The sequence below is a fragment of the Vibrio sp. 1557 genome (assembly GCF_033340175.1).
Lineage (GTDB): Bacteria > Pseudomonadota > Gammaproteobacteria > Enterobacterales > Vibrionaceae > Vibrio > Vibrio alginolyticus.
The window spans coordinates 87,462-111,188 of record NZ_JAWOVZ010000014.1 but is presented as its reverse complement, the minus strand read 5'-3'; the positions used below and the strand labels follow the sequence as shown (position 1 = coordinate 111,188).

Sequence of the window (23,727 nt, the reverse complement as noted above, 5' to 3'; positions counted from 1 at the left end):
GTGATGGATCAATCTGTAAGAAAGATCCTCACGGTGCTGTAAGGTGCAAAAACTGAGCAAGTTGTAAATGCTGTGCTATGCTACTAGTCTCTTAACGTCAATTGATTAGGATCTCGGTTTATGGATATTCCCAAAGGTATTGCTAGAAAGATTAATCCTGCTGCAGCGCATGACATGGATGAAATGAATAAACTCTTAAAATCACAGGAGGATTATATAGAAGGATTACTGTTTAATGACCATGAAGTAAATGAAGATGGTTCGATACAGTTTCTATATGATCACCCTGATACATTTACCGAGCTAGAAGAAGAAAAAGCGAAGATTATAGTTACTCGGGTACAAAAGAAGTTCATGGAAGATAAGCACAATAAATAAACTTCATAAGCACCACTCTCTGATTTAATAATTTCCATTGGTGGTGTTTAACAAACCTCTCTATCCATTCTTCCCCACAGATTAAAACTTTTCATAAATGGTAATCAATTTACCAAAAATGTAACAATCAATGCTGAATAATAATTCAATAAATGCATATAACCCATTTGTGCAATATAAATGCAAATACTCCGATATTAAGTCGATTTGTGCACTGGATGTGTGAGTGTGGGGTAATTGGTGTGCAAATGCTTCTGTGTAGCCAGTAGAAGCGTTTTAGCGGTGAATTGGTGTGATTGTGTTAATGTTGATTAGGATGTGCTGAGAGGACAAGGGATAATGAACAATGAATTAGTAAATTCTAATTTATCTTTATATACGATGTTGGTGAGGTATCTATACAAAGCTACCTGTTTTTGCAATGCCCCAATATAGTGCAAATAATTTCAAACTTTTCTTGTTCAAAACTCCCAACTTTAAAGATAGAAAACTATCGAAAATACACCGTTCAACCTCAATTCATACATATTAGAATGGCCTAATTTAACATAATGGATCTATCGCGCACTTGAAATGTTATTATTACGGTAGTAAAACGCTCGAATCCCTTACTGTATAAGGCTTGGTGTATGATTGTGGTTTGGTGCGCACATAATAATTTTTGTATTGTTAAATGAAATTATGTTGGTCACACAGTGACAATGTATTGTAGCTGCAACATCGTTGCAAAGGGTAGTGTTTAAAGCTTATGTACGCTTCTGAGAGAAGGTTAATTGTGTGAAGAATGCACTTGCATCGAGTTGTCCTAAAGCGGCTGTGTGTGCTTGTACGGACGTACATAGAGTGGGGTGTTTGAATAGAGTGTCTTCTGTATGCAGGTAAAGCGCATAAATATTTCTACATTTCTACGATTTTCAAATCTGGGCGTGTGTGCTGTGCTCAGTGAGTCGATCTCTCAATTCTGAACTTCAAAACCTTGCCAGCATTACCTTATCTATCCATTTAGATATTTTGCCATATCTACACCAGAGCCAATATTTTAAATGCTTATGTGTCAAATTTAATTTCATAAATATGCGTATTTATAAGAATAAATATGTTGTTTATGGTATAATTAGACATATAGAAATATTTCTATCCTTCCCGAACTAGTCCAAATACCCCAATTTTAAGCAGTACACCAAAAATAACTATAAGATACTGAAATATAAGTAAACTATATTAAATATTGGCGTATTTACACAAAAGTAAGCAGCACACCTTTTTACACGATATTTCAGCACATCAAGGTATCCCAATGACAGCAAAACAACACCTTGCAGAATTAATTCAATCAGATTTAAGAACTCTTACATTCTCATTGATAGGTGATACACCAAGGATCGCAGAGAGTACGGTTTTCACAGTCTGGTTATTAGGTTTGAACCTAACACCTAAGCAAGTGGTAGAACTTCAGCCACAGGTACACAACTCATCCCCGACACTAACAACCGTTTACAAGATTTCTAGTCGATTCAAAGACACAGTGAAGTTACTAAAGATCGAATCTCACGAACTCTACGCAAAAGCCAACCTACTATAAAAATAAGGAAGTAACACAATGTCAGCCGTAACAGTGAACATCCCAGTTCAACCAAAAAACACAAACCAGCGAATTCTTGACCAGCAACTAGATCAAATCCTAGACCTGATTACGCAGAAAAATAAAAGCTTAGGTGATCTCACGAAAGCATTCCCAAAGCTCACAAAGGTTATCCTCGACGCTGCCACAGGTAAGAACAAGGATATTTCAGGAGTCCAATTGAAAGCGGTTCAAATGGCCTTATCACTGGTTACAGATTTAGAAAAATCTATCAAAGACAGCGAGCAGATTGTCTTAGCTCTTGAAGCTGTCAAAGAAGCAGAAAAGACAGCACCAAAAGATAGTAAATCTTCTCTTCTCCCTAAACTTTAATCGAGAGGTGTACTATGCAAATTCGATTTATTGGTGAGCACATCTCACTGTTATACAGATACTTAACACACCTTGGTTACAGTGAAGAAGAGATCCAAGAGAAAGGGGTATACTGTCCATTAATCAGCCTAACCTCTACCGATACTTCAGAAGCTTTGTTTGGATTTCTTCTGACTGAGCATGAAACACTGTTTAGCGTTCTAAAAACTGGTGGGTTCAATCATTTGATTTTTGTACTACAGCATTATGTTGAAAATTCAGGCTTACCATTTTCGCCACCAATACAAAAAGAACTCACACAGGCATTTGATGAAGCTGTGAAGCTCTACAACAAAGAAAAGGTTGTTGGCTGTGAGATCATAATGGGGTTTGGACAGAGTAATTAAAGCAACATATCTACCTTCTTTCGTTAGTGAGAAGTGTGTTATTAGATTTGGTGCTTGTTAGAACCACATAAGCCCAGTGATTTTTATAAATATCGCACAAAAATACTTACTATTTGATTAGTGCAACGACATAACGTAATATTGAATAACATCTGTTTAAATTTGACAGTCCAGTTAGAAAGGCGCATATTATGCAAAAACAGACGACCGATGCCAAAGTTACTGTAAAACAAGAGTTAAACAAGCGCGCAATTTCTCGCGAATGTGTTGGATTCTCGTTGAGCAAAGATATGACCGACAACGAAATTGAGTCGGTGATGTTAGCAAAGCTTTATGCTGTTAGAAAGGAACTTGGCTTGACTTAACAGGAAGCCCAAATTGCCAGTAGACAAAGTTCATTTTCACATTGACTTCTTCCGTGGTGTTACGAACACTGCCTACTTTAAAGATTTCGCCACCTTCGACGTTCAAAACAATCCTCAAGATAGGCTTCACTTTTCTAGAATAACTAATTTCGCTAAAACCGTCTTGAAAGGTGAGACTTTAATAGGTAGGAACGTAGAAAATGATGGTAGCTATTCAGATTATGACACGTGGCACTACCACTGTGGACCTTGGGCGAATGTCTCCAGTGCTACCTCAACTAAGATAGACCAAGAAAACCCTCTTGGTGCAACTTCTGGCCCCGCGATTCATTACACATGGCAGGGTAACTTAAATGAGATTGTCATTATTGGGTTCTCACCTGAAAAGCATGACAATCCATTTCCACAATTAAACTTCCCCGATAATCCATTAAGAGATAGGTTAAAGGTTGATGATGAGCTTTATGATGAATCCGAACTAGAGGATTTAACACCTATTTTTAATACTTAGCCATATTATGCACTATGGTATCAAATCTGGATTTTGTATCGCTTATTGTTTTTGAATCTATTACCGAAAGGAGCCAATTGGCTCCTTTTTAGTACCTGTAGCAAGGTTTAAGCTACAGGTATCTGTGTGTAACTTCATGGCATTTTACAAGTACTCTTGTAACTAAGGGAAGTTATTTGTTGGAGCTTTCATAAACCAATTCCTCTCCAGGTACTAACCTAAAAATACAGTCTTCAGCTTTTAAACCATTAAACTTCAACTGGTTAATGTACTCACCTTTAGTAACTAAGTCTTGAAATATGCATTGCTCCAGCTTCTCAACATGGGAAAGCATGTGAGCAAAATCGCTAAGTATGTCCGTAGTTTCTTCTTTAAGTTGTAACCTAGATAATTCGGAAGTCCGTATATTTAACTCTTGAATATCCGAGTGGGCTACCTCAGAGTTTCTTAGTTTATTTACAAGGTTCATATGATCCATTGCACAATGTTCAAACTCTAAACATAAATGGTAAGGGTGTGCCAAAGAACCAACCATAGAAACAGGATGACCTTTCAAACCCTTCGATGGTTTACAGGTTGGACAGGGGGATTCAAGCAATTGCCCTAATGCCATTCGCCCATATAGTTTTTGTGGGAACTCAGTACAAAAAAGAAGCTGTTTAATTGCAACCTCACATATCCTTGCAGAATACAGAAGAATTTCATTATATAAACGAATCCTCTCTATCTCTGTTTCTATCTCGTCACAGGTCGGATCTACTTCATGAGCATAATCATGAGCTTCGTTAATAACTTTACTCATTAGTAATGACAGGGTAACTGCACTGTTCGTATATGGGTTATAGAAGCCTCCATTTTCAGGAGCTTGTTTAGGCGGTGACAGGGATAGATGACCTTCCTGAAGCATCCATGCTCTCAACTCAGTAGCAATAGGTAGAAAATTCACCCCGTAGATACACTCTCCTGACCACCTAAAAGCTCGAGGGGAAAAGGTCCAATCAAGGTGTGAACCATGCCAATCACGTTTACTATGCTGTTCTTCTGCTTGTTTACTTGGCACTTTTAATCCCCTCTTAATTATAATTTCAGGTTAAACACGTTACTCTCACAAAGATCCGAAACGCTTTCAATATAAATGAATGCTGTATATAAATACAGTGATGGTATATCCTAGCATTTTGAGCAAGTGAGGGTGTCAATATGAAACTTACTGAGAGCCATTGTACACGACAGTTAAAATCTGCATTGCTCGTAGAATACCGTTGTGAATGTGGTGAAGGTTTTTATCGTGTATCTCAAGATCACCCGATAACGAGACACAATCAGATCCCGCACCTTTGTACACTGGCAAACGCTGCGAGGTGCAAACTTAAAAGGTAAATAAGGCGGCTATGTTGCCGCCTGTAGTCCTACATGAATTCATAGCTTAAGCAATTGATACTCTCGGCTAATGATGGAACGTGTTCAACACCTCTATCTATGTAACGTTGTTTTGTTCCTGTATGGCTGTGACCCATTAACCATTCAATGTGAAGCTCTGAAACACCACCAGAAGCCAAACCAGAAGCAAAGTTATGTCTAAAGCTGTAAAAGCTTAGTGGTAAGCCTTTGCTATCTTCTTTAGACATACTGAGAGATTGCATCAAACGATTAAAACGTTGTGTGATGCTTTGAGAGGTGTATATTTCACCACCTGATTTAATATAGTCGACCACACCGAACTCTTTTAGCTTAGAGTGAATAGGGATGTAACGCTCAGCATTGACGGTTTTAGTTCCTCTTACATGTATGTAATCAACACCTTGCTCAGTCTTAATATCTTCTGGTTGAATGTTAGAGATTTCACTATTCCTCATCCCACTATACATTTGAAGAAGGATCGCTACTTTGAAACCATCTAAATCATTATTCGTTGCAAAGGTTTGAAAGTCATTCAACTGAGCTTTTGTAAATGAACCACGTTCACCACCTCCAACAAAGTCATTAAAGCGCATATCTTTCACTGGATTGTTATCTATCACAGCCAAACGCCAAAAGTGGTCAAAAAACAAATTAACAGCCGTTTTAATCCTACCTAGTGTTTTACCTACACGTTCACCTTCTGGAACGTCGCCTTGTTCTGCTGCTTCTATGCGTTCCTCAAGGGTCATCGACTTCCAAGGGTTGTGTTTGATTAAAGGGAACTGGCTATACAACCTGAAAGCTCTATCAATCTCCTTACCGTTGATGTCTCCGATTGGTTTATCCTTCCACAAGTGCAGAATTAAACCTGACAGATAGTTAATCTTTTCATCTGAGGCTTTCTTACTAACAGGTTTGTTTTTATTAATGTACAAGTTGCTCGATTTATCATGAATATATTGATCTAAGGCTTCTTTGAAAGTCGGTGTGGTTGGGGAATCTACTAACTCAGTTTGTGACGCTGTACCAATCTCAAAACTTTGTTTTAAAGCAGCTAGGTTGTTGTGAGCCGTAACTAGGTCATCATTTGCTAGAGCGTTAGCAATCGATTTTTTATATATATCGAGTAGTCCTAACTCTTGGGTAGGCTGTTCATAATGTTCTTCTAAACCACAATCGTTTTCATCTGCTTGAGGTAAATTCGAAGGTCGGCGAAGCTTATCAACCTGTGATTCTCTAAAAGTAGGCACATGTTTGTAATGCTGGCTTAGATCTTCGCTTGCCATTCCTTCTGCATCTTCTACCTGCATATTGTGTAAGGTCGCGCCTATAGTCTGCTTGTAGTGAGCTTTGATAGCTGCCTTACCTTGTAAAGAACGAGGGTATAGCACGGCTGTTGCTGCTTCTATGGCTGTATCAATCTGATCATCAACTATCGCTTTTAACAACTCTACAGACATTTTCCCAATTCTCCTTGTTTCGATTAATACATTTTCTACCATCTCTTGAGCAATCGGTAGTATATCGGTTTTAAGTGACTTCCTAAAAATTTTCCCTTCGCAACGGATAGAAATATAAAAAAATCTTCCTCTTTTTATTAGGTAATTTGAACCATTCGTGTATGACAAGACGTATGACATGTGTATATCATCCAGATAATCATGCTAACCTACCGGAAAGCACGTGTTTTACTTATCTGAGAACCCCGAATTGTGGATAGCTTTACCGCTTGCAACATTTGTTACGTTGGCACTTGTAGTGATGAGTTTGTTGAAAAGATTGTTAACGCCAGTAAACACTTAATCGCAGCGAGTGTTATCAAATTTGGAACACTCCATGACACTTTTATTTTAGTTATCCACAAAAACAGTGGATAACTTTTGGGATAACTAAATGGTGTAAAAAGTGGGGTGTTTCTGCAGGCTTTGCGCCATGGGTCTTACAGTGAAATTCTTATTCACATAGACACAAAAAAGTGTCTTCTTAACCATGTCGTCAAGTACTTTTTCGCAAATTTTTTCTACTTTAATGCACTTTACAGGCGATGTTGGATATTTCGCAAACCCATGAACTTTTTGTGATTTTAATCAAGTCCAAACACGAGTAGAATCCACCGTTAGTAAAGAATTTTCCTTATAAAATTTTTAGTGAAGCAATGAAGTCTGAGTTTCCAAGTTATAAAGATAAGCATATCGCTGTTGTTGGTGGCGGTGTAGCAGGTGCAACAGCAGCAATTCATTTTGCGGAGCTGGGTTTTAAAGTTTCCGTAATAGAGAAGGGCGTATCACTAGTAAATGGTCCACCCATTTGTCATTTGCATGCTGGTGGTAATTTATATCGAGAGATTTCCGAGCAACAATGCTTAGACTTGTTAGCACAATCTATTGATACTGTTCGCCTGTATCCGCTTTCACTGAATATTCGTCCGACAATCATCGCGGTTCCTCATTCCGATGGTGGAGACCCATCCACACTAATTCCGCGATTAGAGGTTGTGAAAAGTGCTTATCAGACGCTCGTTGATAAAGATGAGAGGAATAAAGTGCTCGGCGAGCCAAGCGAATACTACAAACTGTATTCAAAAGCGGAGCTAGAAGCTCTCGCGCAACGTACTCAACCAAGTCATCCTACAAACTTCGATGAGTGGTGCATTCCTTTTGCTCAACATGCTGATCTTGAAGCGCTAAAGTATCCTGTTGTCGCAGTTCAAGAATATGGTTGGAGTGTTTTTCGCCTCGCCGCAATTGCCAACTTAACACTAGATACGCTTCCTAATGCTTCGGTCTTCACACAAGCAACGTTTAAGCAAGCCGATTGGATGGGGGAACACTGGCAACTTGGCTATGAACGTGAAGGTATCGATTACCTGATGACATGCGACTACTTGGTTAACGCGTGTGGCTTTGAAACAGGCTCAATTGACAACACAGTTGGTGCCAAGCGTGACAGGTTGGTGGAGTTTAAAGCCGCTTACGTTACGAGGTGGGCAGACTGTCAACAACAATGGCCAGAAGTTATTTTTCATGGCCCGCGTGGAACCGATAAAGGAATGGCTCAATTGACGCCTTATGGCGATGGTTACTTTCAACTTCATGGTATGACAAAAGGAATCACGCTGTTTGAAGATGGTTTAGTGGAGAGCACGAACTCATCTGCTCAACCTGAACTGCCTATGCCTTTACTCTCGAAGATCCGTAACGGCTGGAGAGAAGAAGTGTTAGAAGAGCGAACGAACAACGCCATCAAACACATGGCGCAGTTTATTCCCGACTATCACTCTGCTGTAAAAGGAGGAAAAGCATTATTTGGCGCTCAGCAAATTCCCGGAACAGATCCAGTACTCAGAGCGGCAGATGTGACTTTTGAAGATAACCACTACGCGAGAATAGAGGTGGTAAAAGCGTCATCGACACTACTCGCAGCGCAAAAAATGCTTCAATTCTGGTTTGACATCGATCCTAACCAAAATGTGGAAACACAGCATCCGGTCGCTGTGAAGTGGTCTGAACAAGAGGTCGAGCAGTACGCGATTAAACTCACTCAAGAGCGAGGCTATCCACAAGCTTTAGCAGTGCGTTATGGTATGCCTGCATAATCGGCTGTGTTTGGGCTCAGTGGTTGTATTAATACCCAAAAAACTGAGCCCATTGGCACCATACTTCTTGCAAGCCTAGTCTATCTCCTTTCACAAAATTGACTTTTTGTCCGGGTTTCGCCTGTGCCAGTCTAGGTAAGTCAATACGAGCTACGCAGCCAAATTTAGGATACCCGCCAATAGTCTGGTGATCGTTGAGCAGCACAATAGGGTTACCATCGCTAGGTACTTGAATTGAACCTAATGCAATTCCCTCTGATAGGACGCCTTCGTAAGGTGGACGAATGTTATTGCCCTCAAGACGGTAGCCCATGCGATTCGAATTGGGGGAGATGATGAATGCTTTGTTGTAAAATGCTTGGCGAGCGTCTTCATCAAAGTCCTCGTTCTGATAGCCTTCAATCACTCTCAGCTTAATGGGTAAGTTGTAATCTGGTTTAAAGCGAAACGTCATTTGCCTTGGTTTACGTTTCGGTAAGTTATGAGGGACAAAGGGAAGAATATCGCCAGCTTTCAAAGCGCCACCATTTGAATCATAACCACCTAGAGATTCTCGCAAGACGGTCGATGCGCTTCCTAAGTGCTGAGCAACATTAAATCCACCTTTAACCGCCAGGTAGGAGCGGAGTCCATTTCTTGCGACTCCGAACTGAAGCTTCTGTCCTTTTTTCAACGTAAAGTCGGACCAATTTGAAATAGGTTCACCATCTATTTTTGCATTTAAATCACCGCCACATATAGCAAGGTGGCAGTTATGCAAGGCAATAAAACAAGCGTTACCCAAAGTAATTTCAATCGCAACGCAATTGACTACGTTACCAAGCAAATGGTTGGCCCAGCTGTAAGCATAGTCGTCGACCGGCCCACCTTGAGTCACACCGACATGCGCTAATCCAAAACGACCAAAGTCTTGAACTAAAGAGAGCGGCCCTGGCTTTTCCACCAGTAATCCACCGTAACTCATAGTACGCCTCCTAAATCGATAAACTCTTGTTTTGAAATAGCATTAAAGGTGACCTTGTCACCCACTTCAAACGGTATAAAAGGAGGAGAGTCGGAGAAGAGCGCAAGCGGGCTTTTACCAATAATGTTCCATCCGCCAGGACTATCTGATGGATAGACGGCCGTTTTAGAGTCTGCGATTCCTACACTTCCGGCCGGCACTTGAGTTCTTGGTGTGGCAAGCCTTGCCATGTGCAATTGAGTATCAACGTCAGAGAGAAATGCAAAGCCTGGAGCAAATCCAATTGCAGAAACCGCGTACTCGGTTTTCGTATGCAGGGTAATAAGATCGTCTAATGACAGACCTCGCTTTTGAAAACGAGATAGATCTAACGCGGTTTCTTCAGAGTAATATACAGGGATAGTAATGTGATTCGGCTGGGAAAGCTTAAGTGATTGAGTATCAAACTGGCTCACGATTTGTTGCAGCTCATTGACTAAGTTCTTTTCGTTGATTCGAAAAGGTAAGTAATCAACGAGAATAGTTTGATAGGAGGGGACAACGTTCATAACAATTGAAGCGAAAGTTTCTCTTATGCTGCGAGCAAGCTCTCCGACTGCATTTTCAGAAATACTCTCATCAAACTTAATGAAAATACTGCACTCGGAGATCAAAGAGATATTAAATTTCTCTTTATGCATTAATTTCCTCCAGCGTATAGGCTTTGGCGGATCTTTTGGATCAGCGCGATCGACTCTTCATTGTCACCATGAACACAAATTGTGTCGGCTTCCAATAATATGTAACCGCCTGAAGCGGTTTTGACACGCCCAGAGTCAGCTAAGGTCCGGACTTGCTCAAGTATCGCGTGCTCGCTTTTTAACACGGCATTGGGCTGTGTTCTAGGAGTCAGTAAGCCGTCATCTTGGTATAAACGATCTGCAAATGCTTCAAATAGCAAGGGAACATCATAATCGTCTGCGATTTCTAAGTATTTTTCGTTTTCCTGTGAAGCTAGGATCATTAACGGTACTTTGAACAGTGCTGCCGCCTTTACTACCGCTCTAAATATCGCATCACTTTTCATCATGTCGTTGTATAGAGCACCATGAGGCTTTATGTAACTGATGTCTGTGTATTGCGCCCGGCATAATGCTTGTAAAGCACCAACCTGATATATAACCATGTTCGTAATTTCATCACCCGTCATGCTTATGCTTCGTCTGCCAAAGCCTTGTAGGTCGGCGTAACCTGGGTGTGCGCCAATATCAACATCGTTGTCATTCGCTAGGGTGATAGTGTCGTGCATGACATTAGGGTCGGAGGCATGAAAACCACACGCGATGTTCGCCATATCAACATGGGGCATCACTTCTTCATCTGCGCCCATACTCCAAGAGCCAAAGCTCTCGCCCATATCACAGTTCAATGTAAGTTGCTGTTTATTCAATGTCATACGTTTTATTTCTACACCAGCAATGGGTTTACGATGCAGGAAAATGCATCTAGGTTCAGTGACTCACTTCATTCTTCTATCATGAAAACGAGGCTTTTTGAGCAGATAGGTGACGAAAAAGATCACGTTAGTCCATAAAGATGTTGCCGTTATTTGAGTTGATCCGAATTTTGAGGTATTTCGTTTCTTTTCCATCCAATTTTTGAGAATTTAAGGTTATTTTGCATTAGCATCGTGTTAATCTTGTCGCTCTTCATGGGTGATAGATTGCATAATGGTTCTTCTGTCATTTTTGTGGTTGTCTGCGACAGGAATATATATGTCATTACGAGCGAAGCTTATTTGGCCTCTTCTGGTCTTTTTAACGGCTATCTTTGTTATCTCAAAAGGTTACACCTCGTATACTGTATACCAATCGTCTAAGCATGAACTGGTCGAGCAGACAAGAAAGCTGATTAACAATGTTTCTTTCTCAATTAAAGATGCGCTGACAACAAAGGACAAGCAAAAAGCTCAAACTATTCTCGCCAACTTTTTAAACCAGCCAAATGTAACGCGGGTCAAACTTTATGACCAAGATGACCAACCATTCGCTGTTATGGAGATAAGTGGGGCACTAGCACCCGTTCCAAGTCAAACCGAAAGAAGTAGGTTGCACGCTCTAGGCTATGCCTTATCAACCAAATTTCTTTATGTTCTAGAGCCGATTATCCATGATGGCTATGTCATTGGTAGCATGAGAGTTACGCTTTCTCATCGCCCAATTGTAGAAGCCATACAATCTTTACTTCAAGATGGCGCTTTACTTCTTCTGTTTCTGATCGCTGGTGGCACAGTTTTTTACATAAGTATCGAGAGGCTTGTTCTCAAGCCCGTTATGGAGCTTAGCCGCGTAATAGAGAATGTGACACACGGACGAAGCACGGAAAATCAAGCACGCTATTACGCCAACGATGAAATTGGAGAGCTCGCGAGATCTTTCAATCAAATGATGAACAGGTTAACAGTACGTGAGAAGCAGCGGCAACATTCACTAGACACACTAGAACAAAAGCGCGCATTTTCAGAAGAGGTTATCGAATCTGTTCAGCATGCATTAGTTATTACAGACAATTCCGGACGTGTTATTCATTGTAATACGGCGACCCAGCAAATATTTCAAAAAAAATTAGATGAACTTAAATACGCCAATATTCGTGATCTAATTAAAACCAAAACACCGAATGAGCTGAGTCAGATCCTGAGTCGAGGCCTAGAGTGCGATGATATTCACCTCAAAAATGCAGATAACGAACAGCAGTTGAGCCTAACCAGTCGTCGCCTCTCGACACACGAATACTTACTGTTTTCGATTCAAGATATCACCGAAATTGAAGAAGCCATAAACCGGCAACGTGTTGCGGGACGCGTTTTTGAAAGCAGCCAAGATGGTCTCATTGTTCTTAATCATCGCGGTGTCATTACGATGGCAAACCCTGCCGTCACTAAGTTAGTCGGCTTAGAGGTGGATCAGCTTATTGGGAAGTCATTCATCCAAACGCTAAAGTGGCGCAAGTTACAGGAAATGATGCCTAGTATCATCGAGTCGATAGAAAATTATGGCGTTTGGCAAGGTGAAGTTATCGAGAAGAACCATATTGGTCAGTTTGTACCGATGTTTGCTCGAGTCAATCGTATCGTTAAGTGTGAAGACTATGGTTTCTATGATCTGGTTATTGTTCTTACCGACCTTTCCGGCGCAAAAGAGATGGAACGATTGGAGCATTTAGCTCATCACGATGCTTTAACGGGGTTAGCCAATCGATCTAAGTTCCATTTAGAGTTGGAACAACTAGTACAACGCTCTGGATACTTGCGTGACGAATTTGCAGTTTTGTACCTCGATCTGGATGGATTTAAAGAAGTTAACGATACCTACGGTCATGATGCAGGTGATGAAGTTTTGAAAAAAGTTTCCGAGCGTCTAACATCTGCGACGAGACATAGTGATTTAATCGCAAGACTTTCTGGTGATGAATTTGTCATGTTGGTTAATCCCGCCAATCAAAAAGTGGTCACCCGAATAGCAGAACAGTTGCTCGAGAGCATATGTGCTCCAATTGAGTACAAAGGTCACTTACTCAAAGTTGGCGTTAGTATCGGCGTAAAATTAGTCGGCGTAAATGAGCGCGATGCTACTCGAGTTTTAAAAAGTGCGGATACGGCAATGTATCAAGCAAAGAAAGCCGGGAAAGGCCAAGCAATATTAATGGGATGCGAATTACAAGAGACAGTTTAAATCGTAACGTCAAAGCTTTAAACTAACTCAATTCGCGTCAGAAGGAATAATAAAATGAAAGTACTCGTTACGGGTGGTATGGGCTATATCGGTAGTCATACGTGTATTCAAATGATCGAAGCTGGCATGACGCCAGTGATTCTAGACAACCTGTACAACAGTAAATCTACGGTATTAGATCGAATTGAAAAGGTATGTGGTGTAAAGCCAACCTTCATTAAAGCTGATATCAGAGATAAATTGGCGATGGTAGAAGCACTAAAGTTGCACAATATTGAAGCTGTTATCCATTTTGCAGGTTTAAAGGCCGTCGGTGAGTCTGTAGCAAAACCTTTAGAGTATTACGACAACAACGTTAATGGCACTTTAGTATTGGTTGATGCAATGCGTGAAGCCGGAGTTAAATCGTTGGTATTTAGTTCATCAGCGACTGTATACGGTGATCCTGCTTCTGTACCCATCACAGAGGACTTTCCAACTAGCGCAACTAACCCATATGGGCGCAGCAAATTAATGGTAGAAGAGTGTTTAACCGACTTCCAAAATGCGAACCCTGACTGGAGCATTACACTTCTTCGTTACTTTAACCCGGTAGGTTCACATCCAACAGGCGAGCTAGGTGAAGATCCTCAAGGTATTCCAAACAACTTAATGCCGTTTGTTTCTCAAGTTGCGGTAGGGCGCAGAGAGTTCCTTTCTGTGTTTGGTAGTGATTATCCGACCAAAGATGGCACAGGCGTACGTGATTATATTCATGTAATGGACTTATCCGATGGTCACGTTGCTGCATTAGAAAAAGTAGGTAGCAAAGCTGGCCTTCATATCTATAACCTCGGTACTGGTAACGGCTACAGTGTACTGGACATGGTGAAAGCATTTGAAGCCGCAAGTGGTAAAGATGTCCCATACCAACTTGTTGAGCGTCGTCCAGGTGATATTGCAGAGTGTTGGGCGGATCCATCAAAAGCGATGAATGAGTTAGGTTGGAAAGCAACTCGCTCTCTAGAAGAAATGACTGGCGATACATGGCGCTGGCAGTCTACTAACCCTCAAGGTTATCCAGATGCCTAATCTTTAATTTACATAATAGTAACAAAAAGGCGCGTGATTGCGTCTTTTTTGATCCAAATCGGAAAAAATCGTAAATTACTGGTTAAAAGGTAGCAAGTATATATAGAGCTGTTAAACTATGCCCGACTCTTAATTTGGGTTATAAATTTTCTCATAGCTATTGGGGTAGTTCATGGAACTCGGTCTGATCATCACTTTCATCATTGCAGCAGCAGTAATGGTGAAAAAAGAGATGGCAAAACAGTAAACTTTCATTTTTCATACTTTTCTTTACATTTTTGAAATGAAAGCCATAAAAAAAGCCAGCATTACGCTGGCTTTTGTGTTTTTAAGGTTTAGAACTCGTATTTAACACTAATGTTATAATTACGCTCAGCTTGCGTTTTGTCTCGACTTAACTCAGTCTTACCGCGAACATCGTTCCAAAGATGGTATTCTTCATTCGTTAGATTCATAACACCAGCACGAATGGTTATATCTTTCATTGGTTTGTAGTACGCCGTTAAGTCAACGACTGTCGCAGACGGCAAAGCAACTTGGTCTTTGATTCCGCCTTTATCACCATCAGAGTTGATATCACTGTTCGATTTCTTAGCCGTGTAGTTTACTTTTAGGCTTGTCCCCCAAAGTGCATTTGGTGAATCGTAATTTACAGCAGCTACGGCATTCCATGGGTTTACACTGTTCAAAGGATTACCATCACCATCTTCACCTTCTGTGTATGCTGCAACAAAGCGAGTTGTCACGCCTGATGGAAGACCAGCAATGGCATGCCAATCAAGACGGTTAGAGAGCTCAACCCCTTTAATGTTTGCTTCACTAATATTGATATTTGTGAATTCAGTTAAACCACCATTGTTTGATGACGTTTGCTCAATAAAGTCACTGTAATCACTGTAGTAGAACGCTACTTCAGTTGCAGACGCTGCAGTGTTATGACGGTAACCAAGTTCATAAGACAAACTCTTTTCAGATCCCAAATTTGGGTTAGGGCGGTTGGTATAGCCATGAGCCGGATTATCGTAAGTGTAGTAAAGCTCGTCGAACGATGGCGCTCGGAACCCTTGGCTCACTTGCGCGAAGATCGTGCCAGGTTGCGATACAGAGTAAGTCGCTCCTAAACGACCAGTTAATGCAGAGTCGCTAAACTTCTCGAATGACTCTTCAGAAGTATTTGAAGGATTAGTAGAGAAGTAATCGTAACGCACACCTGGAGTCAGAATTAGCTTGTCATTAAGAAGCGAAATTTCATCTTGCAAGAATAAACCAAAGCTTTCTTCTTTTGCATCCGGTGTGTAAACGTAAACAGTATCTGGCGTGCCAGGATCGGAATTAAACTCGCGATTGGTATTACTGATGTCACTATGTTTGTACGATATTCCGTAAACAATATAGTGATTTTGAATCTCTTTATCTAACTGAGTTTCGAATTCAAATTTGTCTTCAGTATATTCGTAATCTTTTTTCTGTTGGTTGTCACCACTAGGCGGTACGTAAGGTGGGTAACCAGGGCTGGCTTCGATAAAGCGATTAGAGACGCCGTTTTCTTCTTTACCAATCCATGTAAGCTTGGACGTGATCGTATCCGAGATAGCTGCATCTGCAAACCAAATGTGCTTGAGCCCAATGCGATTTTGCTTGGTTGTGTCTTCAGCGTTGAAGTTTTTGTAACTTTTATGTGCGATCTCTGAGTCAGTCTCGTTGTAAATAACTTCTCCCAAGAACTCCAAGCGATGAGCGTCATTCAATTGAGATTGAAGTTTTACCAATAGATCGTTTTTGTAATAATCTTGGTTGTCCACAGAATAGTTATCGTAAGGCGCCTTAGAGAAATTTTGTAGCTCTGCACCATCACGGCGTGTAAAGGCTATAAGTGTTTCTGTATTACCGAAACGCTTTGCTAAAGCTACATGCTCACTAAAAGAGTTATCTTCCGATGAATAAGAGAGTTTAGCTTGACCGCCAAAGTCTTTACCATCTTTGAGGAAATCCTTCGGATCTTTTGTTTCGAATGCGACAACACCGCCAATTGCATCACTACCATGTAGGCTAGAAGCTGCTCCTTTAACAATTTCGACACTCTTTAGCATATCGGGGTCGACAGTAACAGCACTAGAATTGATAAACGAATATGGTCCACCGCTGAATACACCTGGTTGAGATGCACCGTCTACTAAGATTTTAACTCGTTTACCTTCCATCCCGCGAATGTTAATACTTTGGACGCCTTGGCGTTGAGTGCCATTAACAGTAACACCTGGCGTATACTCGAATAGATCATTCAAGTCCTTTACCATGTTTTCTTCGATGTCTTTCTCTGATACAACAGCAACAGAAGCAGCAACAGTGTTTATGGTTTGGTTGGTACGGGTGGCCGACACAACGACTTCTTCAAACTTAGAAGCTTCTTCCGCATAAGCAGTATGGGAAAGGGCAACTAAAATGGAGGCTGACAAAATTGATTTTTTATACATTGGCTTCAATACCTTAGATCCATAATAGGTAACAACACGCGGATATTAATGGATCTAAATAGTAATTACTATCATTACCATTGTCATTTATTGATTTATATTGAATCTTCTTCTTAGGCTATGAGCATTCCTAGTCTTTAGTTATCAATATGTTATATTATTTGTCGTTAGTTCTTGATAAGTTCATCCAAATACAACGAATGTGATGAATATCACATTAAGAGAGGCCATGTGCAGAGTCCAATTACGTTAGAAGCACTCCATATTCTAGATGCTATTGATCGAAGAGGGAGTTTTGCTGCTGCTGCGAATGAGTTAGACAGAGCCCCGTCATCGCTGAGCTATCAAATCCAGAAACTCGAGCAAGACTTAGACATTATTATCTTCGATCGCTCTGGTCACAAAGCCCATTTTACTGAAGCAGGTAAGCTTATTCTTGAAAGAGGAAGAGCCATTTTACAAGCCAGTGAAAAGTTAGTGAACGATGCAACGTTATTGGCGAATGGCTGGGAGCTGGATATTACCATTGCCTTCGATGGCATTATTCCTATATCCAACTTTTTCCCGATGGTTGATGCGCTGGCCGAGGTCAGCTCAACTCGAGTCAGGCTGCAAGAGGAGATTCTGGCTGGTAGCTGGGAGTCGTTGAATACGGGGAGAGCTGATTTACTGATTTGCCCATCACTGGATACGCTTCCTCAAGAAGTTAAGTCAGAAAAAATTGGTAAAATGAGTATGTATTGGGTAGCTTCCGCTGATCACTATGTTCACAAGCGTAGTGGTAAGTTCGATGAAGCAGCGCGAGAAAAGTATCGGATTATTGCTATTGCAGATACCGCACGTGAGCAACCAGCGCTCTCAATTAATATCATTCAAAAACAGCCTCGCTTGACCGTCACCAACTTTACGGCAAAAGTAGAAGCGCTCACTGCAGGTTTAGGTATTGGTACATTACCAAGCCAAATTGCACAACCTCTTATTGATAGTGGTGTATTGAAACGAATCGAAGGCACTGAAGAACAGCCGATGGATATTATTTTGGCATGGCGCCGGAACACTATGGGTGAGGCAAAATCCTGGTGTATTCAGTACTTAAAAAAGAATTGGAAACTAAAGTAACAACGTAACTTTTACTTCTTAGATTCCCATTGATTATCGAATGTAAGAAGTAAAAGTCATCGCTAATGCTGCGCTTTTCAATTTAAAGGGAGCACCATATCTGCCGTACCGTCTGCAAACTGGACATCGATCTCAAACCCCAAGTTCTGAGCCAACATCAACATTCCTCTGTTTGTTGGCATGGTCATTCCAGACATTTGCTTTGTGCCTTTAACTTTGCAATAGCTGATTATTTTCTGCATCAGCACTTTGCCTAAACCTTTTCCTTTCAAATCTGAACGAACCAAAATAGCAAACTCAGCGTCACTATTGTCTGGTGTAATCAATGCGCGGGCTACCCCTATGATAGACGGTCCGTCAGTATTAAACGCTACCGCAACAAACGCCATTTCGCGGTCGTAGTCGATTTGAGTAAAGTTTGCCAAAGCCTCATGGTTGAACTCTCCAACTTCAGAAAAGAAACGTTTATAGAGATCTTCTTTCGATACGCTATTAATGAATTGAGCATGTAGCGGCTCATCCTCAGGCAAGATAGGACGAAGCAGGATAGGTTGGCCATCTCGAAGCGTTACAGTTTCGACAAACTCTGCCGGGAAAGGGCGAATCGCTAGCCGTTTTTGGGCGTCTCCTTCGTATTTACACAGTGTGACATCTGCATCAAGGATAGTTAAATCGCTTCCGGACACTAGCACTGGATGGATATCCAGTTTTTGTATTTCTGGTAACTCAACTGCCATTTGGGAGATACGAACCAAGAACTTCGACAACTCAGTAATATCGAGCGCATCTTTGTGTTTCTGCAGGCGAATCTTTCCAGACTTTAGGGCAACAACGACAAGGTAGCGCGCAAGCGTCATGTTCAAAGGAGGAAGTGCAGCGACGGCATCTTGGGCGATATTCCACTCAGAGCCGCCTTGACCAAGCAAGATCACTGGTCCAAAGACTTTATCTACTGCAATACTAATCCGTAGCTCTTCAGCGCTGCCGAGCTTTGCCATCCCTTGTACTAACAGCCCATGTACATTGGCGGAAGGGTAACTGAGCTTTACGGTATCTAAAATGGATAGCGCTGCGTTGGAAACTTCTCGACTGTTTCTTAAATTTAGAGCAACACCGTGAACATCCGATTTATGAGGAATGTCTGGAGAACGCAATTTAACCGCAACAGGATATCCAATATTTTCTGCCATATGAACGGCTTCAATGTCGTCAGATGCAATCCACGTAGGCAAAACGTTAAACCCGAACAGCTTAAATAATGGGCTGGTTTGATGCGTATCCAAGGTAACTGTGTTTTTATCCAGTAGTCGTTCGTTTACCCATTCTTTTGCTGAACTCACACTTCCAGAATGTAATGGCTCTGCCGTCGTTGGCGTTTCCATTAGTTGTTTCTGGTTTCGTCTGTATTCGACCAAGTGCATGTATGCTACAACCGCACTTTCAGGTGTTCTATAGGTTGGAATGCCTGCTTGAGTAAAGGCCAGTCGCGCTTCTCTCGACGTTTGTTCTCCTGACCAGTTGGTCAAGATATTAAAATGCTTATGCCGAGGGTGAGATTTGATGGCATTAATAACGACTTGAGCAGTTTCAAGAGGATCAGAAACAGCAGAAGGACTATGCATAATCAATATCGCATCTGCACAGTCGTTATTCATCAGTGCGTTAATGGTATCAATATAGCGTTTTTGGGTTGCGTCACCAGACAGATCAATTGGATTTCGAGCACGCCAGTTGGATGGAAGTACTGCTTGTAATTGCTCAATGGAAGCGTCATCAAGCGTTGCGAGTTGGCCACCACGTTCAATCAAAGTATCAACGGACATAACAGCAGGGCCGCCGCCATTGGTGATGATCGCTAAACGCTCTCCACGAAGTGGCACAGAATGCGTGAGTGTTTCTACCGCGGCAAAAAGCTCATGCGTATTGCTGACTCGTAACATACCAGTTCTGCGAATAGCAGAATCGTAAATTACGTCAAGTGTATCTCCGTCTTGCTGCTCAAAAGTATTCATCTCTTTAGAGCGGCCCGCTTTTAGCACCAATATACGTCGGTTACGTGAAGCGGCGCGCGCAGCAGACATAAATCGGCGAGCGTCTTGGATATTATCAACATAAAGCAGAATAGCTTCAGTGTTTCCATCCATACTCAAATAGTCGAGCAAATCTGCAAAATCGATATCTTGTCCGCGCCCAATCGAAATGAACGAAGAAAAACCAATGTTCTTATCATTTGCCCAGTCTAAAACCGTGGTACAAACCGCCGCGGATTGTGAGATGAAAGCAATTTTTCCGGGTTTAGCTGCAACAGGGGAAAACGTGCAGTTAAAATTGTGCCAAGGAAGGATGATACCTAAGCTGTTTGGGCCTAAGACTCGAATGTTCAATGATGAGATATCTAAAGGATTAGGGTCATCAGAGATAACAATCGCAAACGGTGTGCCTCTCTCATCTAGCTCTTTAAGCAATTGCTCGTTACGTGAAACGTTCGTACACAAAATTGCAATATCTGGCGTATAGGGCAGGGAAGCTACATCAGGGTAAGCGATCACGCCAGATACGGCTTTATATCGCGGCGTTACTGGCATAATCGCGCCACCAAATCCACTTTGTAGAAGGTTGCGCATCACAACATGTCCTGCTCGCAATGCTTTTTGAGATGCCCCAATAACGGCCACAGAGTTGGGTTTAAAGAGTTTATGTAGTTTATTCATGCTGACTCCTGGCCGTTTGTAAGTCACGTTGGCTTCTCGGTTTCATATCAATCATAAACGAATAATTTACTGATAAAACATCTTCAGACCAGACATTGCAGAAAATGTGTACGATGCTTATGGAGTTTGTGTTATTCATCACATCAAAATCACAGATTATTGTATTTGATGCTTGATAAACGGCCCTGCTATCGGCATGATTTATCGTAATATTTATCCAGAGCATTTGTTACTTCATGAAAAAAATCGCAATCATCGGCTTGTCAGTTCTGCTTTCTGCTTGTGCATCTGAAACTTACATCACGGATGTGACCTCAGAAAGTTACCGAGAGGACTACAAATCAGATCGTATCTCTAAACCAATTATGGCGTCTGAAAACGCTGTAGTAGAAAAAGACGTACAACCAACTGTTGTGAAAATGACGGCAAAGCCTGAAGAAAAGAAAGTAGTCAAGCTAACGCCAAAAGAGCAGGCGAAGCCAGTTAAGATCGTACCACCAAGTAAAAAGCAAGCTGGCATTCAACGATTCGGCTATACCATTCAAGTCGCAGCTGTGGGTAGCCAAGCTAAAGTCGATCAGTTCGCAAATAAGCTGCCACAGAACGGTCAGCCAATTTGGGAAAACTACAAAGTTGTAAACGGTACTAAGTGGTTCTCAGTTTTATACGGAGACTACGCAACAAGCGCAGAAGCCAAGCAAGCGATTTCGACTTTGCCAGCTCAATTTCAGCAGTTAAGACCATTTGTTAAAAGCATTGACGCAATCAAAAACTCAGCTTACCCAACACTTAACAAATTAAATTAACACATCAAATAAGGGAGCGAATAGCTCCCTTATTTATTTGCTCAAATCCTATTCGAACAACATTCCTCACACTAAAATTACTGTACGTCACACTTCAAAGGTTTATCATAATAAATAGTATCTTTTGTAGGTCACGGAAAGATGGATTCATGATTAAAAATATTCTTTTACTATGCGGCGGTGGCTCTTCTGAGCACGAGATTTCATTATTGTCTGCAAACTTTGTCGAACAACAACTAAATCTTATTGAAGACGTTCACGTTACACGCGTAGAGATAAAAAACGAAGGTTGGATGACCAACCAAGGTGAGTTGGTTTACTTGGATCTCAATACCAAGCAGTTGTGCTCAAGTGAATCTAATCAAACCATTGATTTCATCGTGCCTTGTATACATGGTTTTCCTGGCGAAACAGGCGACATTCAATCTCTGTTTGAAATCGCAGGTATTCCTTATCTTGGCTGCGGGCCAGAAGCGAGTAGCAATAGTTTCAATAAAATCACATCTAAGCTTTGGTACGACGCTATCGGCATACCCAATACGCCATACTTATTCTTAACACGAAACGATGAAGAAGCTCACGTTCAAGCTCATAAAGCCTTTGAAAAGTGGGGAAAAGTTTTTGTTAAAGCCGCTCGCCAAGGCTCTTCCGTTGGCTGTTACAGTGTCACAGAAAAAGACAAGCTTTCTAATGCAGTAAATGATGCTTTTGGGTTTTCTGACCAAGTGTTGGTTGAGAAAGCAGTAAAACCTCGAGAACTTGAAGTTGCTGCATATGAGATGAATGGCCAACTACATATCACTAAGCCAGGCGAGGTCATCGCGCCTGATGGTGCTTTTTACTCGTACGATGAAAAGTACAGCAGTTCAAGTCACTCGCTCACAGAAGTTGAGGCGAAGAATCTAACTCAAGTACAATTAGATTCCATCCAACACGCGTCAGAGACGGTATTTAAACAAATGAATCTTCGTCATTTATCTCGTATCGACTTTTTCCTAACGGAAGATGATGAGATTTACTTAAACGAAGTAAACACATTTCCAGGAATGACTCCGATCTCAATGTTCCCTAAAATGCTTCAAAACAACGGGCACAAATTTCATGAGTTCTTGGAAGATTGTATAAACAGTGCAAAGTGATTAACGTTATCGAGACGCGTTTTATGATACAAGTTGTTTTCTAGAGCAAGGATTATTCAAGCCGTATTTGAATATTGCTCAGTAGCAATTATGATTATATCAACGCATTAAACAGATGACTCAGTGGTATGGCGATTTCAAATTATAGAGGTTTTAACCTGCAGTCAGTCGGATCAGATGGCAGTGTTTGGAAGGTTAAAATCAAGAACCACGTTTTACAGGGCAGTTTGACGGCGGTAAAGAAAAGCATTGATTGGTGGTGTGACACCGCATCGATTATTGATCCCAAAGAGTTTGCTTCACTCGGGCAAAGAGTGCAGCAAACTGGTGTTGCAAAATCAGAGGTCTTTAACGGCTATACTATTCAAAACGATACAGGCCAACCTAACTCTTGGTACTGTATGTTTAATGGTAAACTGATTAAGGGCAGTAAAGCCGCTATTCAACGCCATATCGAAGCTTATTTGGTTGCAAAGCAAAAAGCGATGCAAGCTCAACAACAAAAGAAACAATAGAATGACTCTGGTATATTCAACAGAAACCGGTCGAATTAAACCGGAAGAAGAAAAAGTATCTCGCCCTAAAGGCGATGGTGTTGTTCGGATTCAGCGCCAAACGAAAGGCCGTAAAGGTAAAGGCGTATGCATTGTTACAGGTTTAGACTTGGATGATGCACCTTTAAAGTTATTAGCGGCAGAACTCAAAAAAGTCTGTGGCTGTGGTGGCTCTGTAAAAGATGGCAATATCGAGATTCAAGGTGATGCTAGAGACAAGATCAAGGCACATCTTGAAAAGAAAGGCATGACAGTCAAATTAGCCGGTGGCTAATTTAATATTTCCAGTAAACAAAAATGGCGTCTAAAGAAATAGACGCCATTTTTTATAAGTTGCTAATTGAAGGGCAAGCAATCGTAGATTGATAGATCGATATTAGCTATTTTATGGTAAATAACGATTATGTTTAATACTCACAGTAAGGCCCTTAAATTTAAAATCTGCAGGGGAATAGGAGCATACTCAGACAACATTTAGCGTACGGCGATATACAATTTAACATAATATACATAATGCGAACTTAAGGGTAATTAGTTTTGTGGTTTTGATTCTTGCAGTTCTGGAGCTATTCGAATGAAATTCACC

At 41.2% G+C, this 23,727-nt stretch carries 21 protein-coding genes; 14 read left to right on the top strand and 7 right to left on the bottom strand.

Features of this window, described 5'->3' with window-relative positions:
* The first annotated feature begins 120 nt into the window (after positions 1-120).
* The 6 genes from R7070_RS16605 (at position 121) to R7070_RS16580 (ending at position 3,594) form a co-directional block, all read left to right on the top strand.
* Positions 121-378, top strand: a complete 258-nt coding sequence (locus tag R7070_RS16605) for a hypothetical protein (protein WP_213965945.1) — start codon at positions 121-123, stop codon at positions 376-378.
* A gap of 1,297 nt (positions 379-1,675) precedes the next feature.
* A complete protein-coding gene (locus tag R7070_RS16600; RefSeq protein ID WP_318141256.1) occupies positions 1,676-1,960 on the top strand; it encodes a hypothetical protein in 285 nt (94 codons plus the stop codon).
* Positions 1,961-1,978: 18 nt separating this feature from the next.
* Positions 1,979-2,332, top strand: a complete 354-nt coding sequence (locus tag R7070_RS16595) for a hypothetical protein (RefSeq protein ID WP_046876105.1) — start codon at positions 1,979-1,981, stop codon at positions 2,330-2,332.
* Between the two features lie 14 nt (positions 2,333-2,346).
* Positions 2,347-2,718, top strand: a complete 372-nt coding sequence (locus tag R7070_RS16590) for a hypothetical protein (RefSeq protein WP_318141255.1) — start codon at positions 2,347-2,349, stop codon at positions 2,716-2,718.
* 191 nt (positions 2,719-2,909) lie between these two features.
* Positions 2,910-3,083 (top strand): hypothetical protein, encoded by a 174-nt coding sequence (locus tag R7070_RS16585; protein WP_318141254.1) that lies wholly within the window; start codon positions 2,910-2,912, stop codon positions 3,081-3,083.
* Between the two features lie 13 nt (positions 3,084-3,096).
* Positions 3,097-3,594 carry a hypothetical protein gene (locus R7070_RS16580; protein WP_318141253.1) on the top strand — a complete coding sequence of 166 codons (498 nt, stop codon included), beginning with the start codon at positions 3,097-3,099 and terminating at the stop codon, positions 3,592-3,594.
* Between the two features lie 172 nt (positions 3,595-3,766).
* Here R7070_RS16580 and R7070_RS16575 read toward each other — a convergent pair whose 3' ends face one another.
* On the bottom strand, positions 3,767-4,654 hold the full coding sequence (locus R7070_RS16575) for a hypothetical protein (protein WP_318141252.1): 888 nt from the start codon (positions 4,652-4,654) through the stop codon (positions 3,767-3,769).
* Between the two features lie 349 nt (positions 4,655-5,003).
* Positions 5,004-6,635: a tyrosine-type recombinase/integrase gene (locus R7070_RS16570; RefSeq protein ID WP_318141251.1), complete on the bottom strand. Its 1,632-nt coding sequence runs from the start codon at positions 6,633-6,635 to the stop codon at positions 5,004-5,006.
* Positions 6,636-7,150: 515 nt separating this feature from the next.
* On the opposite strand from R7070_RS16570, the gene R7070_RS16565 reads away from it, so the two are divergent.
* The gene (locus tag R7070_RS16565; protein ID WP_256900063.1) at positions 7,151-8,590 is read left to right on the top strand and encodes an FAD-dependent oxidoreductase; all 1,440 of its coding nucleotides are present in this window, start codon (positions 7,151-7,153) and stop codon (positions 8,588-8,590) included.
* 28 nt (positions 8,591-8,618) lie between these two features.
* On the opposite strand, the gene R7070_RS16560 is transcribed toward R7070_RS16565, so the two are convergent.
* From R7070_RS16560 to R7070_RS16550, 3 genes are read right to left on the bottom strand one after another with little or no spacing between them, the layout of a single operon-like run.
* Entirely contained in the window at positions 8,619-9,554 is a 936-nt protein-coding gene (locus tag R7070_RS16560) for a biotin-dependent carboxyltransferase family protein (protein ID WP_005376316.1), read from the bottom strand.
* Positions 9,551-10,234, bottom strand: a complete 684-nt coding sequence (locus tag R7070_RS16555; protein WP_256900062.1) for a 5-oxoprolinase subunit B family protein — start codon at positions 10,232-10,234, stop codon at positions 9,551-9,553. The genes R7070_RS16560 and R7070_RS16555 overlap by 4 nt, the downstream gene beginning before the upstream one ends.
* Positions 10,234-10,989, bottom strand: a complete 756-nt coding sequence (locus tag R7070_RS16550; protein ID WP_053307689.1) for a 5-oxoprolinase subunit PxpA — start codon at positions 10,987-10,989, stop codon at positions 10,234-10,236. Before R7070_RS16550 ends, R7070_RS16555 begins: the two co-directional genes overlap by 1 nt.
* Positions 10,990-11,308: 319 nt before the next feature.
* On the opposite strand from R7070_RS16550, the gene R7070_RS16545 reads away from it, so the two are divergent.
* Entirely contained in the window at positions 11,309-13,267 is a 1,959-nt protein-coding gene (locus R7070_RS16545; RefSeq protein ID WP_186585309.1) for a diguanylate cyclase domain-containing protein, read from the top strand.
* Positions 13,268-13,321: 54 nt separating this feature from the next.
* A complete protein-coding gene (gene galE / locus R7070_RS16540; protein ID WP_256900061.1) occupies positions 13,322-14,338 on the top strand; it encodes a UDP-glucose 4-epimerase GalE in 1,017 nt (338 codons plus the stop codon).
* A 335-nt stretch (positions 14,339-14,673) separates the two neighbouring features.
* On the opposite strand, the gene R7070_RS16535 is transcribed toward galE, so the two are convergent.
* Entirely contained in the window at positions 14,674-16,812 is a 2,139-nt protein-coding gene (locus tag R7070_RS16535; RefSeq protein ID WP_256900060.1) for a TonB-dependent hemoglobin/transferrin/lactoferrin family receptor, read from the bottom strand.
* 231 nt (positions 16,813-17,043) lie between these two features.
* Between R7070_RS16535 and R7070_RS16530 the strand changes: the two genes are divergently transcribed.
* On the top strand, positions 17,044-17,931 hold the full coding sequence (locus R7070_RS16530; RefSeq protein ID WP_017634152.1) for a LysR family transcriptional regulator: 888 nt from the start codon (positions 17,044-17,046) through the stop codon (positions 17,929-17,931).
* A gap of 77 nt (positions 17,932-18,008) precedes the next feature.
* Here R7070_RS16530 and R7070_RS16525 read toward each other — a convergent pair whose 3' ends face one another.
* Positions 18,009-20,642: a bifunctional acetate--CoA ligase family protein/GNAT family N-acetyltransferase gene (locus R7070_RS16525; protein ID WP_053307692.1), complete on the bottom strand. Its 2,634-nt coding sequence runs from the start codon at positions 20,640-20,642 to the stop codon at positions 18,009-18,011.
* A 236-nt stretch (positions 20,643-20,878) separates the two neighbouring features.
* Between R7070_RS16525 and R7070_RS16520 the strand changes: the two genes are divergently transcribed.
* The 4 genes from R7070_RS16520 to yciH all read left to right on the top strand — a co-directional run bounded on the left by R7070_RS16520 (position 20,879) and on the right by yciH (position 23,415).
* Positions 20,879-21,448, top strand: a complete 570-nt coding sequence (locus tag R7070_RS16520; RefSeq protein WP_005390018.1) for an SPOR domain-containing protein — start codon at positions 20,879-20,881, stop codon at positions 21,446-21,448.
* 149 nt (positions 21,449-21,597) lie between these two features.
* A complete protein-coding gene (locus tag R7070_RS16515) occupies positions 21,598-22,587 on the top strand; it encodes a D-alanine--D-alanine ligase (RefSeq protein WP_017821896.1) in 990 nt (329 codons plus the stop codon).
* Positions 22,588-22,715: 128 nt separating this feature from the next.
* The gene (locus R7070_RS16510; protein WP_005376294.1) at positions 22,716-23,102 is read left to right on the top strand and encodes a DUF3319 domain-containing protein; all 387 of its coding nucleotides are present in this window, start codon (positions 22,716-22,718) and stop codon (positions 23,100-23,102) included.
* 1 nt (position 23,103) lies between these two features.
* Entirely contained in the window at positions 23,104-23,415 is a 312-nt protein-coding gene (gene yciH, locus R7070_RS16505; protein ID WP_005376292.1) for a stress response translation initiation inhibitor YciH, read from the top strand.
* The last annotated feature ends 312 nt before the right edge of the window (positions 23,416-23,727 follow it).

Excerpts from the sequence above, each read along its gene's own strand:
- R7070_RS16590 (WP_318141255.1), top strand. The coding sequence starts at position 2,347 with ATGCAAATTCGATTTATTGGTGAGCACATCTCACTGTTATACAGATAC.
- R7070_RS16600 (WP_318141256.1), top strand. The coding sequence starts at position 1,676 with ATGACAGCAAAACAACACCTTGCAGAATTAATTCAATCAGATTTAAGA.
- R7070_RS16515 (WP_017821896.1), top strand. The coding sequence starts at position 21,598 with ATGATTAAAAATATTCTTTTACTATGCGGCGGTGGCTCTTCTGAGCAC.
- R7070_RS16585 (WP_318141254.1), top strand. The coding sequence starts at position 2,910 with ATGCAAAAACAGACGACCGATGCCAAAGTTACTGTAAAACAAGAGTTA.
- R7070_RS16560 (WP_005376316.1), bottom strand. The coding sequence starts at position 9,554 with ATGAGTTACGGTGGATTACTGGTGGAAAAGCCAGGGCCGCTCTCTTTA.
- yciH (WP_005376292.1), top strand. The coding sequence starts at position 23,104 with ATGACTCTGGTATATTCAACAGAAACCGGTCGAATTAAACCGGAAGAA.
- galE (WP_256900061.1), top strand. The coding sequence starts at position 13,322 with ATGAAAGTACTCGTTACGGGTGGTATGGGCTATATCGGTAGTCATACG.
- R7070_RS16605 (WP_213965945.1), top strand. The coding sequence starts at position 121 with ATGGATATTCCCAAAGGTATTGCTAGAAAGATTAATCCTGCTGCAGCG.
- R7070_RS16525 (WP_053307692.1), bottom strand. The coding sequence starts at position 20,642 with ATGAATAAACTACATAAACTCTTTAAACCCAACTCTGTGGCCGTTATT.
- R7070_RS16595 (WP_046876105.1), top strand. The coding sequence starts at position 1,979 with ATGTCAGCCGTAACAGTGAACATCCCAGTTCAACCAAAAAACACAAAC.
- R7070_RS16535 (WP_256900060.1), bottom strand. The coding sequence starts at position 16,812 with ATGTATAAAAAATCAATTTTGTCAGCCTCCATTTTAGTTGCCCTTTCC.
- R7070_RS16550 (WP_053307689.1), bottom strand. The coding sequence starts at position 10,989 with ATGACATTGAATAAACAGCAACTTACATTGAACTGTGATATGGGCGAG.
- R7070_RS16545 (WP_186585309.1), top strand. The coding sequence starts at position 11,309 with ATGTCATTACGAGCGAAGCTTATTTGGCCTCTTCTGGTCTTTTTAACG.
- R7070_RS16520 (WP_005390018.1), top strand. The coding sequence starts at position 20,879 with ATGAAAAAAATCGCAATCATCGGCTTGTCAGTTCTGCTTTCTGCTTGT.
- R7070_RS16570 (WP_318141251.1), bottom strand. The coding sequence starts at position 6,635 with ATGTCATACGTCTTGTCATACACGAATGGTTCAAATTACCTAATAAAA.
- R7070_RS16555 (WP_256900062.1), bottom strand. The coding sequence starts at position 10,234 with ATGCATAAAGAGAAATTTAATATCTCTTTGATCTCCGAGTGCAGTATT.
- R7070_RS16510 (WP_005376294.1), top strand. The coding sequence starts at position 22,716 with ATGGCGATTTCAAATTATAGAGGTTTTAACCTGCAGTCAGTCGGATCA.
- R7070_RS16565 (WP_256900063.1), top strand. The coding sequence starts at position 7,151 with ATGAAGTCTGAGTTTCCAAGTTATAAAGATAAGCATATCGCTGTTGTT.